The sequence below is a fragment of the Sphaerisporangium krabiense genome (assembly GCF_014200435.1).
GTDB lineage: Bacteria > Actinomycetota > Actinomycetes > Streptosporangiales > Streptosporangiaceae > Sphaerisporangium > Sphaerisporangium krabiense.
Genome location: NZ_JACHBR010000001.1, coordinates 3,500,845 through 3,518,372, shown reverse-complemented (window position 1 = coordinate 3,518,372; position 17,528 = coordinate 3,500,845). Strand labels below are relative to the sequence as shown.

Annotated in this window: 15 protein-coding genes; 7 read left to right on the top strand and 8 right to left on the bottom strand. The window is 70.9% G+C overall.

Annotation, left to right across the window (positions count from 1 at the left end):
- Window positions 1–167 precede the first annotated feature (167 nt).
- The 3 genes from BJ981_RS15695 to BJ981_RS15685 are packed head-to-tail and all read right to left on the bottom strand — an operon-like array spanning window position 168 to window position 3,582.
- On the bottom strand, window positions 168–905 hold the full coding sequence (locus BJ981_RS15695; RefSeq protein ID WP_184612079.1) for a succinate dehydrogenase/fumarate reductase iron-sulfur subunit: 738 nt from the start codon (window positions 903–905) through the stop codon (window positions 168–170).
- Entirely contained in the window at window positions 902–2,827 is a 1,926-nt protein-coding gene (locus BJ981_RS15690; RefSeq protein WP_184612077.1) for a fumarate reductase/succinate dehydrogenase flavoprotein subunit, read from the bottom strand. The genes BJ981_RS15695 and BJ981_RS15690 overlap by 4 nt, the downstream gene beginning before the upstream one ends.
- Window positions 2,824–3,582: a succinate dehydrogenase cytochrome b subunit gene (locus BJ981_RS15685; protein ID WP_275422320.1), complete on the bottom strand. Its 759-nt coding sequence runs from the start codon at window positions 3,580–3,582 to the stop codon at window positions 2,824–2,826. The genes BJ981_RS15690 and BJ981_RS15685 overlap by 4 nt, the downstream gene beginning before the upstream one ends.
- A 198-nt stretch (window positions 3,583–3,780) precedes the next feature.
- Here BJ981_RS15685 and BJ981_RS15680 point away from each other — a divergent pair, with 198 nt between their 5' ends.
- The 7 genes from BJ981_RS15680 to BJ981_RS15650 all read left to right on the top strand — a co-directional run bounded on the left by BJ981_RS15680 (window position 3,781) and on the right by BJ981_RS15650 (window position 11,794).
- Window positions 3,781–4,722 carry a LysR family transcriptional regulator gene (locus BJ981_RS15680; protein WP_184612075.1) on the top strand — a complete coding sequence of 314 codons (942 nt, stop codon included), beginning with the start codon at window positions 3,781–3,783 and terminating at the stop codon, window positions 4,720–4,722.
- Between the two features lie 138 nt (window positions 4,723–4,860).
- Window positions 4,861–6,048: a PP2C family protein-serine/threonine phosphatase gene (locus BJ981_RS15675; RefSeq protein ID WP_239139484.1), complete on the top strand. Its 1,188-nt coding sequence runs from the start codon at window positions 4,861–4,863 to the stop codon at window positions 6,046–6,048.
- Window positions 6,045–7,619 (top strand): sensor histidine kinase, encoded by a 1,575-nt coding sequence (locus BJ981_RS15670; protein WP_184612073.1) that lies wholly within the window; start codon window positions 6,045–6,047, stop codon window positions 7,617–7,619. Before BJ981_RS15675 ends, BJ981_RS15670 begins: the two co-directional genes overlap by 4 nt.
- On the top strand, window positions 7,612–8,061 hold the full coding sequence (locus BJ981_RS15665) for a response regulator (RefSeq protein ID WP_184612071.1): 450 nt from the start codon (window positions 7,612–7,614) through the stop codon (window positions 8,059–8,061). Before BJ981_RS15670 ends, BJ981_RS15665 begins: the two co-directional genes overlap by 8 nt.
- Before the next feature lie 218 nt (window positions 8,062–8,279).
- A complete protein-coding gene (gene sdhC, locus BJ981_RS15660) occupies window positions 8,280–9,095 on the top strand; it encodes a succinate dehydrogenase subunit SdhC (protein WP_184612069.1) in 816 nt (271 codons plus the stop codon).
- Between the two features lie 9 nt (window positions 9,096–9,104).
- Complete coding sequence (locus BJ981_RS15655) at window positions 9,105–11,012, top strand: fumarate reductase/succinate dehydrogenase flavoprotein subunit (protein ID WP_184612067.1); 1,908 nt, start codon at window positions 9,105–9,107, stop codon at window positions 11,010–11,012.
- Complete coding sequence (locus BJ981_RS15650) at window positions 11,012–11,794, top strand: succinate dehydrogenase/fumarate reductase iron-sulfur subunit (protein WP_184612064.1); 783 nt, start codon at window positions 11,012–11,014, stop codon at window positions 11,792–11,794. Before BJ981_RS15655 ends, BJ981_RS15650 begins: the two co-directional genes overlap by 1 nt.
- An 85-nt stretch (window positions 11,795–11,879) precedes the next feature.
- On the opposite strand, the gene BJ981_RS15645 is transcribed toward BJ981_RS15650, so the two are convergent.
- The 5 genes from BJ981_RS15645 to BJ981_RS15625 form a co-directional block, all read right to left on the bottom strand.
- Window positions 11,880–12,956: a hypothetical protein gene (locus BJ981_RS15645; protein WP_184612062.1), complete on the bottom strand. Its 1,077-nt coding sequence runs from the start codon at window positions 12,954–12,956 to the stop codon at window positions 11,880–11,882.
- A 108-nt stretch (window positions 12,957–13,064) separates the two neighbouring features.
- Window positions 13,065–15,227, bottom strand: coding sequence for a hypothetical protein (locus tag BJ981_RS15640; RefSeq protein WP_184612060.1), 2,163 nt, complete (start codon window positions 15,225–15,227; stop codon window positions 13,065–13,067).
- Window positions 15,228–15,332: 105 nt separating this feature from the next.
- Complete coding sequence (locus BJ981_RS15635; RefSeq protein WP_184612058.1) at window positions 15,333–15,722, bottom strand: (deoxy)nucleoside triphosphate pyrophosphohydrolase; 390 nt, start codon at window positions 15,720–15,722, stop codon at window positions 15,333–15,335.
- A gap of 71 nt (window positions 15,723–15,793) precedes the next feature.
- Window positions 15,794–16,879 carry a C40 family peptidase gene (locus tag BJ981_RS15630; RefSeq protein ID WP_239139485.1) on the bottom strand — a complete coding sequence of 362 codons (1,086 nt, stop codon included), beginning with the start codon at window positions 16,877–16,879 and terminating at the stop codon, window positions 15,794–15,796.
- On the bottom strand, window positions 16,876–17,526 hold the full coding sequence (locus BJ981_RS15625) for a hypothetical protein (protein WP_184612056.1): 651 nt from the start codon (window positions 17,524–17,526) through the stop codon (window positions 16,876–16,878). Before BJ981_RS15625 ends, BJ981_RS15630 begins: the two co-directional genes overlap by 4 nt.
- Window positions 17,527–17,528: the final 2 nt, after the last annotated feature.

Genomic DNA, 17,528 nt, shown 5'->3' with positions numbered 1-17,528 from the left:
TCAGGTGGGTGCGTGACGCCATGGTCGTGGGCGAGGGCGGCGACGATGGCGAGGCCGCGACCATGGAGGGCTTCCAGGGCCAGACGCGTCGTCCACGACGTCTCCCGTGGGCCGCAGGCCCCTGGAAAAACAGCCTGAGCGAAGCGAAGACCTTGGGCCGGAGGCCGTTACTTGGCGGCCTTCAGGTAGTCGCGGTTCATTTGGGCTATGACGTCGAGGGAGATGCCCTTGGGGCAGACGGCGGTGCATTCGCCGGTGTTGGTGCAGCCGCCGAAGCCTTCCAGGTCCATCTGTTCGACCATGGCGAGGGCGCGGGAGTCGCGTTCCGGCTGGCCCTGCGGGAGCAGGCCGAGGTGGGTGATCTTCGCGCCGGTGAAGAGGGAGGCCGAGCCGTTGGGGCAGGCGGCGACGCAGGCGCCGCAGCCGATGCAGGTGGCGGCGTCGAAGGCGGCGTCGGCGTTCTCCTTCTTGACCGGGACGCTGTGGGCGTCGGGGGCCGAGCCGGCGGGGACGGAGACGAAGCCGCCGGCCTGGATGATGCGGTCGAAGGAGCCGCGGTCGACGACCAGGTCCTTGATGACGGGGAACGGCGCGGCGCGCCACGGCTCGATCGTGACGGTGGCGCCGTCCTCGAAGTGGCGCATGTGGAGCTGGCAGGTCGTGGTGGCCCGCTGCTCGCCGTGCGCGACGCCGTTGATGACCATGCCGCACATGCCGCAGATGCCCTCGCGGCAGTCGTGGTCGAAGGCCACCGGGTCGTCGCCTTCGAGGATGAGCCGCTCGTTGAGGACGTCGAGCATCTCCAGGAAGGACATGTCGGGGGACACGTCCGTGACCTGGTAGGTCACCATGCGCCCCGCGTCGCCGGGGCCGTTCTGCCGCCAGACTTTCAGGGTCAGGTTCACTTGTAGCTCCGCTGGGTCATCTTGACGTACTCGTAGTCGAGCTCTTCCTTGTGCAGGACGGGGGTGCCGTCCTGGCCGTACTCCCAGGCGGCGACGTAGGCGAAGCCGTCGTCGTCGCGCAGCGCCTCGCCGTCCTCGGTCTGGGACTCGGCGCGGAAGTGGCCGCCGCAGGACTCGGTGCGGTGCAGGGCGTCCAGGCACATCAGCTCGGCGAGGTCGAAGAAGTCGGCGACCCGGCCGGCCCGCTCCAGGGCCTGGTTGAGCCCTTCCTCGTCGCCGGGGACCTTGACGTTGTTCCAGAACTCCTCGCGCAGCTCCGGGATGCGCTCCAAGGCCTTGCGCAGGCCCTCCTCGGTGCGCTCCATGCCGCAGTGGTCCCACATGAGCTTGCCGAGCTCGCGGTGGAAGGAGTCGGCGGTGCGGGTGCCGCCGACGGACAGCAGGCGGCCGATCTTGCCGGTGACCTGGCCGAGGGCCTCGTCGACGTCGGCCTTCCCGACCTCGCCGAAGGGTCCGCCGGCGAGGTAGTCGCCGATCGTGGTGGGCAGGACGAAGTAGCCGTCCGCGAGGCCCTGCATGAGGGCGGAGGCGCCGAGGCGGTTGGCGCCGTGGTCGGAGAAGTTGGCCTCGCCGATGACGAACAGGCCGGGGATGGTGGACTGCAGGTCGTAGTCCACCCACAGCCCGCCCATGGTGTAGTGGACGGCGGGGTAGATGCGCATGGGCCGGGTGTAGGGGTCCTCGCCGGTGATGCGCTCGTACATCTCGAAGAGGTTGCCGTACTTCTTCTCGACGGCGTCCCTGCCGAGGCGGGCGATGGCGTCGGCGAAGTCGAGGTACACGCCGAGCCCGCCGGGGCCGACGCCGCGGCCCTCGTCACAGACGTTCTTGGCGGCGCGGGACGCGATGTCCCGCGGGACAAGGTTCCCGAAGGCCGGATAAATCCGCTCAAGGTAGTAATCACGGTCGGATTCCGGGATGTCGCCCGGCGCGCGGGAGTCCCCCGCCGTGACCGGCACCCAGACCCGCCCGTCGTTGCGCAGCGACTCCGACATCAGCGTCAGCTTCGACTGGTACTCGCCGCTGACCGGGATGCACGTCGGGTGGATCTGCGTGTAGCACGGGTTCCCGAAGTAGGCGCCGCGCCGGTGCGCCCGCCAGATCGCCGTGGTGTTGCACCCCTTGGCGTTGGTGGACAGGAAGAACACGTTGCCGTACCCGCCGGTGGCCAGCACGACCGCGTCCGCGAGGTGGGTCTCGATCTCGCCGGTGACCAGGTCGCGGACGATGACGCCGCGCGCCCGCCCGCCGCTGATCACCAGGTCGAGCATCTCGTGCCGGGTGTGCATCTCGACGGTCCCGGCCGCGATCTGGCGCTCCAGGGCCTGGTAGGCGCCGAGCAGGAGCTGCTGGCCCGTCTGCCCGCGCGCGTAGAACGTCCGGGAGACCTGCGCGCCGCCGAAGGAGCGGGTGTCGAGCAGGCCGCCGTACTCGCGGGCGAACGGCACGCCCTGGGCCACGGCCTGGTCGATGATGTTCACGCTGACCTGGGCGAGCCGGTAGACGTTGGACTCGCGGGCGCGGAAGTCGCCGCCCTTGACGGTGTCGTAGAACAGGCGGTGGATCGAGTCGCCGTCGCCGCGGTAGTTCTTGGCCGCGTTGATGCCGCCCTGCGCGGCGATGGAGTGCGCGCGCCGGGGCGAGTCCTGGTAGCAGAACGACTTGACCTTGTAGCCCAGCTCGCCGAGGGTCGCCGCGGCGGAGCCGCCCGCGAGGCCGGTGCCCACGACGATCACGGTGAGCTTGCGCTTGTTGGCGGGGTTGACCAGCTTGGCGGAGAAGCGGCGGGTGTCCCAGCGGTCCTCGATGGGCCCGGCGGGGGCCTTGGTGTCGCGGATCGGCTCCCCGGTCGTGTAGTTCACTTCACAGCTCCGATCATCACGGCGATGGGAACGGACACGAACCCGAGGATCAGCACGGCGGAGCCGGCGGCGGCGACGGCGCTGAGCACGCCGCGGGCCCGGCCGCGGGTGAGCCCGAGCGTCTGGAAGGCGCTCCACAGGCCGTGACGCAGGTGCAGCCCCACCATCACGAGGGCCAGGATGTAGAAGGCCGTCACCCACCACCGGGAGGGGTCGAAGCCGGCGACGATGCGGTCGTACGGGGAGGCGTCGAAGCCCTTGGGGTTGACGGTGCCGAAGGTCAGGTCGAGCAGGTGCCAGACGACGAACAGCAGGATGATCACGCCGCCGTAGCGCATGGTGTGGACGACGTAGCCGCCGGCCTGCGACCTGCGGCGGGCCGCGTACTTGACGGGCCGGGCCTTGGCGGCGCGGCGGGCCAGCGAGACCGCCGACCACATGTGCAGCACCACCGCGGCGACCAGGACGATCTCGGTGAGGGTGAGGATCGTGCGGCCGGGCACGGCGGGCTCGCCGACGGTGCGCAGCCATTCGGCGTAGGAGTTGAACGACTCCGCGCCGAGGAAGATCTTGAGGTTGCCGAGCATGTGACCGATGAGGAAGAGCACCAGCACGGCGCCGCTGACCGCCATGACGGCCTTCCTGCCGTTGGAGGTCCGCATCAGGCTCGGCCGTCGCCGCGCCGGCGTCCTCGGCGGATCGGAGTGGCGGCGGACCTCGGCGGTGGCCATGCCTCGTTCGATGGTGGATGTCACTCATCGACGGTAAGTAAGGCGGAGATAAGGCGTCCAAGTCATCGGCCGCCTCGTCTCGATAGCCGGAGGCTATGCACCGTGGCCCTTCGGGTCATCGGATGTTCGGACCCACGAGGCCGATGCGAGCAATCTCACACCCCGATCTCACACCGCATGCCGCCCGCGAGCGGCGGGAACGCCCGCCGTACGCTGTGGACCGTGCAGCTACAGCAACTGGCCTCGTTCGTGGCTGTGGCCGAGACCGCGCACTTCACGCACGCGGCCGAGCGGATGCGGCTCGCCCAGCCGTCCCTGAGCAAGCAGATCAAGGCGCTGGAGGCCGAGCTCGGCGCGCCGCTGTTCAGCCGCGCCCGGGGCAACGTGACGCTCACCCCCGCGGGCGAGGCGCTGCTCCCCCTGGCGCGGCGCATCCTGGCGGACGCCGAGACCGCGCGCCGCGAGGTGGCGGAGCTGGCCGGGCTGGGCCGGGGCCGGGTGCGGCTGGGCGCGACGCCGTCGCTGTGCGCGGGGCTGCTGGCCGAGGCGCTGGCCCGCTTCCACGACGACTATCCGGGCATCGACCTGCTGGTGGAGGAGGGCGGCTCGCGTGACCTGGTCCGCGACCTGGCGCGCGGCCAGCTCGACCTGGCGCTGATCATCCTGCCCCTGCAGAGCAGCGACCCGTCGCTGGTGACCGAGGAGATCCTGCGCGAGAACCTGGTGGTCGTCTCGCCCGCCGGAACACGGCCGCGCAGGCCGTACGTGCGGATCGAGGAGCTGCGCGGCCGCCCGATGGTGATGTTCCGCCGGGGGTACGACGTGCGCGAGGCCACGCTGAACGCCTGCCGCCAGGCCGGTTTCGAACCGCGCTTCGCCGTCGAGGGCGGCGAGATGGACGCGGTGCTGCGCTTCGTGGAGGCGGGGCTCGGGGTCGCGGTGGTGCCGTCGATGGTGCTGGACGGGCGGCCCGGTCTGGCGGGCACCCCGCTGGCCCCGCCGGGCCTGCGCCGCGTGGTCGCGCTCGCCCATCGCAAGGACGTCGAGCCCATCCGTGCGGCCCAGGCGTTCCGCGCTACTCTGCTCTCCTATCTGTCCGAGGCAGCCGAGGAGGGGTCTCTGCCGCAGGGTGTCGAGCTGAGCACTCCGCCCGCAGAGCTGTGACATGCGCACGACGGCAACTGCGATTTCGAATGCTTCGTGCCTTAAGTCACGGTTTTGCACATTCATGCGTCCAGGCGACTTTCCCTATATGGTGCAGGTCAACAGGCAAGGTCAACCAACACTTCATAAGAGGCACCAGTGACCGCGCTCTCGCCCGGCACGCCGGCGGCGCCGACCGAGATGCATACGATCCTCCTGATCGAGGACGACGCGGGCGACGCGTTCCTGGTCGAGGAGCTGCTGGCGACCACCCCCGCACCCCCCAAGATCATCTGGGCGCGCACCATGGCCGAGAGCCGCGACCGGCTCACCGACCAGGTCCAGTGCGTGGTGGTGGACCTCTCGCTGCCCGACGCCTCTGGCCTGGAGGCGCTGCGCCAGGTCATCGCCATGGCGCCCGACACGGCCGTGCTCGTGCTGACCGGGCTCAACGACGCGCACGTCGGCGTCGAGGCCGTCGCGGCGGGCGCCCAGGACTACCTGGTGAAGCAGGACGTGGACGACCGCCTCCTCGCCCGCGCCATCAGCTACGCCATCGAGCGCAAGCGCGCCGACCTCACCCAGCGCAAGCTCGCCGAGGCCCAGCACTTCAGCCGCGAGAACACCCGCCTGGAGCACGGCCTGCTGCCCGTCCCCCTGCTCGACCACACCCAGGGGCTCCAGCACCACGCGCGCTACCTGCCCGGACGCCGGCAGGCACTGCTCGCGGGCGATTTCTGGGACACCGTGCAGACCCCCGACGGCGCGGTCCACGTCGTGATCGGCGACGTGTGCGGCCACGGCCCCGACGAGGCGGCCCTCGGCGTCGCGCTGCGCATCGCCTGGCGCGCGCTCGTCCTCGCCGGGCACACGGGCAACGACCTGCTGGCCACCCTGGAGACCGTGCTGCGCAACGAGCGCAAGTCCCCCGAGATCTTCACCACCCTGTGCACGGTGACGATCGAGCCCGGCCTGCGCCACGCCGACCTGCACGTCGTCGGGCACCCTCCCCCGCTGTTCCTGCGCGGCGACATCCACCAGGGCATCCTGGACGTCGTGCCCGACGCGCCGTCCGGGCCGCCGCTCGGCATCTTCCGCGACATCGAGTGGACCACGATCCGGCTGCCGCTCGGCGACGACTGGGCGCTGCTCCTCTACACCGACGGGCTGATCGAGGCCACGATCGGCGGCGGCCCCGACCTGCTCGGCACCGAGGGCCTCATCAGCCTCATCCGCGAGCAGGGCGAGATCGACCTCGACCGCCTGATCACGGCCGTCCAGGACATGCACAGGGACGAGCTCAGCGACGATCTCGCGGCCGTGCTGATCGGCAGGAGGCCGACGTGACCCACCTGGCCCCCTTGCCGGCCCCGGCGCCGCCGAAGGGCTTCGGACGCCTGCCGCTCGGGCGGTGGTTCCTCGTCGCCGGGGTGGCGACGATGCTCGCCTTCGTCCTCGGCGCCGCCCTCACCGTCATGACGATCAACATGACGCGCCTGGACCGCGAGTCGCTGGTCGACGTGATCGATCCCGCCGTCCTGCACACGCTGGAGGTCTCCACCGCGCTGTCGGCGGAGGAGAACTCGATCCGCACCTACGGGCGCACGAACGAGGCGCAGTACCTCCAGGACTACCGGACGGCCCTGCAGTCCGAGACGGCGGCGTTCGCCAAGCTGTCCGCCCTGGTCGCCCAGATGCGCGGGGAGGCGCCCCGCGCCGACCTACGGCGCCTGGCCGAGACCGCCGCCGCCTGGCGCCGCGACTACGCCGACGTCGTGATCGCCAAGGTCCCTGAGCTCAAGCTCCAGACCGCCACCACCTACGCCTCGGTCAACACCCAGCGTCTGGCCGCCGTACGGGAGGCGCTCGCCGCCCAGCAGCAGACGCTCGGCCGCATGCACGACCAGGGCAGCGCACGCCTGGAGGACGGCTGGCGCACGGTCTACTTCGTGTTGATCGCGCTCGCGCTGGTCTTCGTGGCCGCCGCCGTGATGTTCACGCTGATCGTCAGGTACGTCGTGCTGCGGCCGATCTCCCAGCTGACCCAGCAGGTGCGCGCCGTCACCCTCGGCGAGTTCGACCGCGAGCTGCACGTCGCCAAGCCCGCCGAGCTGGCGGAGCTGTCCGGCCGCGTCGACGCCATGCGCGGGCGCATCCTGCGGGAGTGGCGCCGTACCGCCGAGGCCCGGCAGCAGCTCGCCGACCAGGCGGTCGAGCTGCGCAGGTCCAACGCCGAGCTGGAGCAGTTCGCCTACGTGGCCAGCCACGACCTGCAGGAGCCGCTGCGGAAGGTCGCGAGCTTCACCCAGATGCTGGAACAGCGGTACGGCGACCAGCTCGACGACCGCGCCAAGCAGTACGTGGCCTTCGCCGTGGACGGCGCCAAGCGGATGCAGCTTCTGATCAACGACCTGCTGGACCTGTCGCGGGTGGGCCGCGTGGGCGGCGAGAAGGCGCCGGTCAAGACGCAGCGGGCGCTGGACGTCGCCCTCGCCAACCTGGCGGCGCAGATCGAGGACACCGGCGCGACCGTCACCCACGACGAGCTGCCGGAGATCCACGGCAACCAGGTGCTGATCACCCAGCTCCTCCAGAACCTCATCGGCAACGCGCTGAAGTTCCGCTCCGAGGAGCCGCCGCGCGTCCACATCTCCGCCGAGCGGCGGGACGACATGTGGGAGTTCGCGTGCTCGGACAACGGCATCGGCGTGGAGAGCAAGTACGCTGACCGAATCTTCCTGATTTTTCAGCGCCTGCACCCACGTGACGTGTATCCCGGAACCGGCATCGGCCTGGCGCTCTGCAGGAAGATCGTCGAGTACCACGGCGGCAAGATCTGGCTCGACGACCCGGCGCCCGGCCGCCCGGGGACCACCTTCCGCTGGACACTGCCCGCTTCTGGAGACACGGATGAATGACATGCGCTGGATCGACGTCCTGCTCGTGGAGGACGACCCCGGAGACGTGCTGCTGACCCGCGAGGCCTTCGAGCACAACAAGGTGCAGAACAAGCTGCACGTCGTCAGCGACGGCGAGCAGGCCATGGCCTTCCTGCGCCGGGAGGGGCAGTACGCCGACGTGCCGCGGCCGGACCTGATCCTGCTCGACCTCAACCTGCCCCGCAAGGACGGCAGGGAGGTGCTGGAGGACATCAAGGCCGACGCCGAGCTGCGCAGCATCCCCGTGGTGGTGCTGACGACCTCCGAGGCCGAGGAGGACATCCTGCGCAGCTACCGCCTCCACGCCAACGCCTACGTGGCCAAGCCGGTGGACTTCGACCAGTTCATCAGGGTGGTACGCCAAATCGATGACTTCTTCGTGACAGTCGTTAAACTGCCTAGGAGTGGGCAACGGCCCTGAGCCTGACAGCGACGTGATGGGAATCACACGAGGTCGGTCGAAAAAGTCAGTGACCCTGTCCACACGTAGGGTTCCAGCCGTCGTAACGTAGCCCCACCCGGCACGCGCGCGGCTGCGACCGGCGCGGAGCATACTGCGCGCGGCACCCAGCCAAACGTGAAAGCCCGGCCCTCCGTCCCACGCGGCGCCCAGGGCCGGGGAAGGTGGAGAGTTCTCCCATGACCCAGACCACTGCCGGTCGGCCGCTCGGCGAACCGGCGCAAAGGAAGCAGCGGGCGCAGATCGCCGCCCGCACCCTGCGCACGGACCGCTGGTGGATCGCCCCGGCCATCACATTCGCGGCGTTGGCGTCGTTCCTCGTCTACGGCTTCTGGGCGATCTTCGACAAGAGCTATTTCGTCGAGCCCTATATCGCCCCCTTCTCGTCGCCGTGTCTCGCGACGTCGTGTCCGGAAGGCGCGAGGTTGTTCGGCCTCGCCCCCTTCGGCGACTGGTGGACGCTGCCGCCCGGCATCATCATCCTCGGCCTTCCCGCCGGATTCCGTCTCACCTGTTACTACTACCGCAAGGGTTACTATCGCGCGTTCTGGCTCTCCCCTCCGGCCTGCGCGGTGGGCGAGCCCCACAAGAAGTACACCGGTGAGACCCGGCTGCCGCTGATCATCCAGAACATCCACCGCTACTTCTTCTACGCCGCGATCCTGGTCGCGCTCGTGCTGACGTGGGACGCGGTGCTGGCGCTGCGCGACGAGCACGGCGCCTGGGGCCACTTCGGGCTGGGCACGGCCATCCTGTGGATCAACGTGGTGCTGATCTGGGCCTACACGCTGAGCTGCCACTCCTGCCGCCACATCACGGCCGGCCGGCTCAACCACTTCTCCAAGCACCCGCTGCGTTACAAGGCGTGGACCTTCGTCTCCAAGCTCAACCGCCGCCACATGCTGCTCGCATGGCTGTCCATGTACTCGGTCATGGGGGCCGACCTGTACGTGCGGCTCGTCGCCAAGGGCATCATCAACTTCCCGCTCGCTTAAGGATCACCAGTGGAAATCGAGCGTCACGAATACGACGTCGTCGTCATCGGAGCGGGCGGCGCCGGGCTCCGTGCGGCGATCGAGGCACGGCAGCAGGGCAAGCGCACGGCCATCGTCTGCAAGTCGCTGTTCGGCAAGGCGCACACCGTCATGGCCGAGGGCGGCGCCGCCGCCGCCATGGGCAACGTCAACCCCGCCGACAACTGGATGGTGCACTTCCGTGACACCATGCGCGGCGGCAAGTTCCTCAACAACTGGCGCATGGCCGAGCTGCACGCCAAGGAGGCCCCGGACCGCGTCTGGGAGCTGGAGGCCTGGGGCGCGCTGTTCGACCGCACCAAGGACGGCAAGATCAGCCAGCGCAACTTCGGCGGGCACGAGTACCCGCGCCTGGCGCACGTCGGCGACCGCACCGGCCTGGAGCTGATCCGCACCCTGCAGCAGCGCGTCGTGGCCCTCCAGCAGGAGGACGAGAAGCTGCACGGCGACGCCGAGGCCTACATCAAGGTCTTCGCCGAGTGCACGATCACCAAGCTGCTGAAGGACGGCCCCGGCGAGGACGCCGCGATCAGCGGCGCGTTCGGCTACTGGCGCGAGACCGGCCGCCTCATCTGCTTCGAGACGCCCGCCGTCGTGCTGGCCACCGGCGGCATCGGCAAGTCCTACGTGGTGACGTCCAACTCCTGGGAGTACACCGGGGACGGCCACGCGCTGGCGCTGCTGGCCGGGGCCAAGCTGATCAACATGGAGTTCATCCAGTTCCACCCGACCGGCATGGTGTGGCCGCCGTCGGTGCGCGGCATCCTCGTCACCGAGTCCGTCCGCGGCGACGGCGGGGTGCTGCGCAACTCCGAGGGCAAGCGGTTCATGTTCGACTACATCCCCGAGGTGTTCAAGGACAAGTACGCCACCACCGAGGAGGAGGCCGACCGCTGGTACGACGACCAGGCCAACAACCGGCGTCCCCCGGAGCTGCTGCCGCGTGACGAGGTCGCGCGCGCGATCAACTCCGAGGTGAAGGCGGGCCGCAACTCCCCGCACGGCGGCGTCTTCCTGGACGTGTCCAGCCGTCTGCCCGCCACCGAGATCATCAGGCGGCTGCCGTCCATGCACCACCAGTTCAAGGAGCTGGCGGACGTCGACATCACCGCCGAGCCCATGGAGGTCGGCCCGACCTGCCACTACATCATGGGCGGCGTCGAGGTGGACGCCGACACCGGCGCGTCCTCAGTCCCCGGCCTGTTCGCGGCCGGCGAGGTGTCCGGCGGCATGCACGGCTCCAACCGCCTCGGCGGCAACTCCCTGTCCGACCTGCTGGTGTTCGGCCGCCGGGCCGGCGCGGGCGCGGCCGAGTACGTCGACGGCCTCGCGGCCCGACCGGTCATCACCGGCGAGACGCTGCAGGAGGCCGAGGCCGAGGCCCTGGCGCCCCTGTCGCGCAGCGGCGGCGAGAACCCCTACGAGGTCCACCACGAGCTCCAGCGCACCATGAACGAACTCGTCGGCATCATCCGCAAGGCCGAGGAGATGAAGGAGGCCCTGGAGGTCGTCGAGAAGCTCAAGGAGCGCGCGGCCAACACGGGCGCGCCGGGCGGGCGCATCTACAACCCCGGCTGGCACCTGGCGATCGACCTGCGCAACATGCTGCTGGTGTCGGAGTGCGTCGCCCGCGCCGCGCTGCTGCGCCAGGAGAGCCGCGGCGGCCACACCCGCGACGACTACCCGGCGATGTCGGCCGACTGGCGCCGCAAGCTGCTGCGGTGCTCGCTGGGCGCCGGCGGCGAGATCTCCGTGGAGGAGCAGGCGCAGTCGTCCATGCGGGACGACCTGATCACGCTGTTCGACCGGGCGGAGCTGAGCAAGTACCTGACCGCCGACGAGATGGCGGCGTTCGACGCCCTGGCGAAGGAGTCCTGATGAGTTACAAGGCCAAGTTCCGCGTCTGGCGCGGCGAGGGCGGCGAGGGCCGGCTGGAGGACTTCACCGTCGAGGTCAACGAGGGCGAGGTCGTCCTCGACATCATCCACCGCCTGCAGGCCACCCAGGCGCCCGACCTGGCGGTCCGGTGGAACTGCAAGGCGGGCAAGTGCGGCTCGTGCTCCATGGAGATCAACGGCAAGCCGCGCCTCGGATGCATGACGCGCATGTCCACCTTCACCGAGGACGAGACGATCACCGTCACGCCGATGCGCACGTTCCCGGTCATCAAGGACCTGGTGACCGACGTGTCGTTCAACTACCAGAAGGCGCGCGAGATCCCGTCCTTCACCCCGCCGGACAGCGTCAAGCCCGGCGAGTACCGCATGCAGCAGATCGACGTCGAGCGGTCCCAGGAGTTCCGCAAGTGCATCGAGTGCTTCATGTGCAACAACGTCTGCCACGTGATCCGCGACCACGAGGAGAACAAGCCGGCGTTCGCCGGGCCGCGCTTCCTCATGCGGATCGCCGAGCTGGACATGCACCCCTACGACGTGGCCGACCGCAAGAACGCCGCGCAGGAGGAGCACGGCCTCGGGTACTGCAACATCACCAAGTGCTGCACCGAGGTGTGCCCCGAGCACATCAAGATCACTGACAACGCGCTGATCCCGATGAAGGAGCGCGTCGTCGACCGCAAGTACGACCCGCTGGTCTGGCTCGGCAACAAGATCTTCAAGCGGCCGGGCTCGCAGAGCTCCTCGGGCTCCAAGACGAGCTAGCGCACGTCCACGACGGGCCGCCCACCAGCCGGTGGGCGGCCCGTAGGCGTTCGGGACCCGGCGCCTCGCGGGCCGGTGGCGGGCTTCAGGAGCGGCGGAACAGGCCGCGACGCTTGGGCTTGGGCAGCGGGCCCTGCAGGGTGGTGGCCTGCTCGCCGTGAACCTGTCCCGGGGTCGCCACGGGCGGCGTCTGCCCGGCGACGGGGAAGGTCGCGGTCACGTCGGCGGCGCGGGGCCACGGGTCGGCCGGGCCCGCGGGCGGCATCGTCTGACCGGGCGTCATCGGCATCCCGGTCGCCGGGTCGTAGAAGCCGGCGTAGGGGTCCTGGTAGGGCGCGGCGGGGTAGCCGTGCACCGGGACGAAGCTGATGATCGGCGCGTACGTCGTGCCCGCGTGGTAGATCGGCTGGCCCGGCATGGGGTAGGCGCCCGGGAAGTCGCCACGGTGCCGGCCGGGCCCGCGCGGCCCCGCCTTCTGGACCGCGGCCGCGTGCGCCATCCGGCGGAGCCGGCCCTCGAAGATCAGAACGCCGAGCATCACCAGCACGGCCAGCAACACTCCGGGAATGGCCAGCTTCCTGCTCAGCGTGAGCTGGTCGTACTCCGGCGAGGCCTTGCGGATCACGATGGGCACCGAGTCGGGCGTCGGATCCTCGAAGGCCATGGTCGCCGGCTCGGAGACGTTCGGCGTCGGCGTCGGCGTGGGCGAGGCCAGCTCCAGCACCACCTGGGGGTCAGGGGTGGAGGCCTCGGGCGTCGGCTCGGGGCTCGTGGCCAGCGGCGGGTTCGTGGGGAGCACCGGCGCGGCCGTGGAAATCGGCTCCTGCGTCGGCGCCGGCGCGATCGGCGTGGTCTTCGTCGCCGACGGCTTAGGAGGCTTCGGGGCCTTGGTGGTCGTCCGCGGCTTGGGAGTGACCGTGCGGGTCTTGGTGACCGTCGGGTCGGGGCTCTCCGTGATCGTCACCGTCACGGTGGGCTCCGGATCGTCCTGAGGATCCTCAGGGATGTCGGTGATGGTCGGGTCGCTGGGCTCGATCACCTGGGTCGGATCGGCCATGGCCGCCTGCGCCGCGTTCGCCCGGGGGGAGGTCAGGGGCGCCGTGGCGAGAAGCACGGCGCCCGTCAGCCCTAACGAGGCGACGACCGCGGACACGGTCGTCACACGCGCGCGTCCATTCACCGTTGCCCTCCGCCTGAACCGACTTCTGCCGAACCAAGGCAATCCTAGATTGGCAAAAGTAACAGTAAAGGGCGTTTAGCAACACTCTTCCTAATCAGCGGCTGATGTTCTGGCCGCCTTACGGTGCCGCAGCCGCAGCCGCACGGCGAGCGCGATCACCAGCAGGGCCACCACGCCGATGGCGGCGGGCAGGGTGCCCGGCATCCGCGAGTCCTCGGGCTCGGACACGGCCATCAGATCCTGGCCGCCGGGACGCGCCTCCTGCGGGAGCGGCGCGCCGAGCGGAGCCGCCGCCTGGGCCTGGCCGGGCGGCGGCGCGTCCGCGAACGGCGCGCCCTGCCCCGCGGCCTGGACGGGCGTGACGGGCCGGGCCGGACCGGCGCCGGGCGCGAGCACGCCCGCGGGCGGCTGGGCCTGGCCGGGCGCGGGAGTGAGCGCGGGCGCGGGCGGCACCATGGGCAGCGCCGGCGGCGGCTGCATCGCGGGCGGCGGCGCCACCGGCGGGAGCGGCGCGGGCGCGGGCACCGGGTTCGGCATGGGCACCGGGTTCGGCATGGGCAGCGCGCCCACGGCGTTCGCGTGCTTACCGGCCTTGGCGGCTTTGGCCGGCTGGACGGGTTTGCCAGGGGCCAGAACCCCGACCGGCTTACCCGGAGCTCCGACCGGCTTGGCGGGAACGCCAGGAGCCGGGTTCGGGACGGCCCCGGCGAGCTTGGCCTTGGCTGCCTTCGCCGCTTTGGTGGCCTTCGCGGCGTTGGCCGCCGCGTTGCCCGCGGCGGTCGCCGGGCTGCCGGTCGGCGCGGCGGTCGCCGGAGTGCGGCCGGACGGAGGCTTCGGTGCCGTCACCGGCGTGGACGGCGGCACGACGGCGACCGCGTGCACGGCCCTGACGTCGTCGCCGTCCTTGACCGCCTTGGCCGTGGTGACGCCGAACTGGTCCGGTCGCGCCTGGAACGGCCCCGTGGAGGTCACGCCGAACGGCGACCACGGCGTGGCCGGGCTCGTGGCGGCGGGGTCATCGGTCACGTCGTCCGACTTCGTGGACGCCTTGTCCCGGCCCGGGGCCACGGGCTTGCCCGTCCCCTTCGTGATGACCTGAGCGAAAGGCCCGGCCGGGGTGCCGCCCGCGACGGGTTCGGCGGGCGTGCCGTCCGCGAGGGGCACCGGCCCTCCCGTCGGCCGTGGAGCCTTGACGGCGCCCCGGGCGTCGCGGCCGACGCCCGATCCGACCGTGTCGAACCAGCCGCCGGCGGACCCGCCGTCGTTGTCGGCCACGTCGTCGTCATCGTCGGCATCTCCGTTGTCGGCGATGCCGACGACACCCCCGAGGCCCGTCCCGATGCCGGTCCCCAGGCCCGTCACGCCGTCGTCCACGGTGTCCCCGACGTCGCCGGTGTCGTCCCCGGTGGTGGCCACCGGTCCAGGGCCCGCCTGGACGCCCGCGCCGGCGTTCGCCGTCGCGCCGTTGGTGGTGTCGTCGCCGTCGTCGCCGTTCCCGTTGCCCGTCCCGCCAGCCGCCCGGGGCCGCACCGTGGCCGTCGCGGTCGCGGTCTTGGCGTCGGCCTCGGGGTCGCCCACGGCGGGCGTGACGCGGAGCCGGACGTCGGCCTCGCGGCGGATCCACTGCACGCCCGTCGGGTCGTTCAGGTCGGCGACGGCGACCACGCCGACCTCGTCGGCCTCCCGGGGCACCCGCAGGGCCACGTCGACGGTCTTGCCGTCCGTGAGCCGGTCGAACTCGCAGACGCGCGGGCGCGCTCCCGGCCTGGCCGATCCGGTGGACTCGAATCTCGTGGACTCGGCCCTGGTGGACTCAGGCCGCGCGGACTGGGCCCTACCGGACTCGGGCCTCGTGGCCTCTGGCCCGACGGACTGCGACCCGACGGACTGGGACTCGGCGGACTGCGGCTTGGCGGGCTGGGGCCTGGCGGACTGCGGCCTGGCGGACTGGGGCCTGGCGGATTCGGGCACACGGTCGTCGCAGCCCACCAGGACCGGCGCGTCGGCCGGGGTGGTGGCCACCGTCAGGCGCGTCCGCCTGGCCGGGCCGTCGAGCCTGACGCGGAAGTGCAGGACATCACCCGCGTGGATCGTGGTCCGCGGCCTGTTCTGGGCCTCCGCCACCAGCCGCACGCTGAGCTTCGCCTCGCTGGAATCCGGCGGACCCGCAGGATCCCGCTCGGCCGCGGCCGCCGTCATGGCGGATCCACCGCCGCCCAGGATCAGCGCTCCGGTGCCCACCACGGACACCACCCGGGCACGTTGCCACCAACCGGCCACTACAGCCCCCCGTTCCCCGATACGGTACGCGACAAACTCGTCACGCTGTGTAGCAGTTATCTCACATCGTGCCGGGACTCAACCCTCGGGGATCAGATCCCGTACGGCTTCGACGATGGGGAGGTCGGCGGGAAGCCAAGGGATGCCGAAGAGCTCGTCACGGCCCAGCCAGCGCAGCGCCAAGTGCTCGTGGGGGTGCGGGACCCCGGAAACCAGCCGGGCGAACCAGGCACGCAGCACGTACCCGGGACTCAACGGCCAGTCCCCGCCGACCCTCTCCCCCACGGAGATGCCGACCCCCAGCTCCTCCCGGCACTCCCGGATCAATGCCTGCTCGTCGCTCTCACCAGGGTCGACCTTGCCGCCGGGGAACTCCCATCCCCCCGCCACCTCCGGCGGCCGGGCCCGCTGGGCCGCGAGCACCCTGCCCTCCTCGACGATGACCGCCGCCACAACAATCTTCTCCATGGCGGTAAAGAGTAGGGAGTCCGCGGCCAGGCCCGCCCCCGGCATCACGCCTGCAACCGGAATGCACCGATCTACGTAAGCCCGAGCCGCTTGAGCTGTTCTAGGACGGTTGGGTTTTCGAGGGGACGCGTGTAGCCGACGATGTTGGGACGGTCGCGGTAGGTCGTCACCTTGATGGGGCCGCAGAGCGTGCAGCGAGCCTCGATCATCTTGCCCGGCGAGACGATCATGCCGACGTGGCCGGGGTTGTCGGAGGACGTGCCCGGACCCGCGTTGAAGAACACCAGGTCGCCCGCCTGCTCCTTGCCCTTGGAGATCTTCGCGCCGAAGGGCCACTGGCCGAAGGTCGTCCGCGGGATCGACAGCCCGGCCGCGCGGTAGGCCATGTAGATGATCCCGGAGCAGTCGTACCCGTGCGGGCCCGTGCCGCCCCAGACGTACGGCTTGCCGCGCTGGGCCAGGGCGTACTCCATGATCTTCTTGACGACCTCCGTCGGCGCCGCGTCCACCAGGGGCGGGTCGCACGCGGGGTCGGCCTCCGGCGGGACCTCCAGCGTGCCGTCCACGGCGTAGCGCCGGGCGATCTGCAGGACCTGCTCGACGTACCACATCGCGTGGTTGTAGACGAACAGGGCGCGGGTCAGGTCGCCGGGGGCGCCGTTGCGCTTGAGCATCTTCGCCGCGCCCAGGATGGCGTCCGCCGGGTTGTAGACGTCGGCCCAGCCGTCCTCGTCGCCGTCGGAGGCGTAGCCGTTGAACTTCGACGGGATCTTGATCTTGGCCTTGCCGCCCCACGTGCTGACCAGGAACTGCATCGGGCCCGCGGCGCCCGCGTAGTTCGTCCCGCCCTTCACGCCGGGCAGGTTCGAGCGCCCGTGATCGGTCTCGCGCTTGCCGACGGCCGCCAGGACGGTCCACTGCACGCCGGTCTTCTTGCCCCACTTCTTGTAGAGCTCCAGGTAGTCGCGTGGGATGTCCGACTGCGCGGTGTCGGAGACGTTCGTCACCTTGAACGTGTCGTCCACGCAGTCGGCGGCCCCGCCGCCCGCGCCGAGGAAGGCGGGGAACGTGCTCATCAGCATCGGCGCCATCACCAGCGTGACCAGCACGACCCCGGCGAGGCCGATGAGCAGGGCGATGCGTACGCGCGACGTCACTCCGCCGTCCCCCCGCCCGGGTCTCCGTCCTGGCCGGCCTCCGCGGGCTGCATGTCGTACACCTGCCACTGGCTGCCCACCTGGGTGAGCGTGACGGCGTAGTCGGTGCCACGTTCCTGCGGGCCGCTCTTGGCCGTGATGCGCTGGACGGCGGTCACCACGAACACGATCGACCCGCCCGCGATGTCGCGGATCTCCTTCAACCGGGCGGAGCCCTCCGAGACGACCTGGTCGGCGCGGTTGCGCTCCACGGTCGCCGGGGAGGTCACGTCCCTGGCGAGCACGGTGCCGAGGTCGGCGGTCGTGAACGCCTTCAGCCGCTCGGCGTAGGACGCCGGGTCCTCGTCCCACCGGTAGGTCGCGTACGCGACGGCGAAGCGCTGCGCCGCGTCCGCCGCCTGGGCGATCTGGTCCTTGGACAGCGGCAGGTAGGCGTAGATGTCGAACGCGCCCGACCTGACCGGCGACGGGACGCGTACGCCGGAGGAGGGGGCGGCCGGGGCCGTGGACACCACGGCCCCGGTGGTCGGGCGGGGCTCGTCCGGATCATCGGAGGCCGACCGCACGGACAGGTAGATGCCGACCGCCGCGATGGCGACGACCACTCCGGCGAAGACGAGCCCCCGCCGGTCGCCGATACGCGCCACCG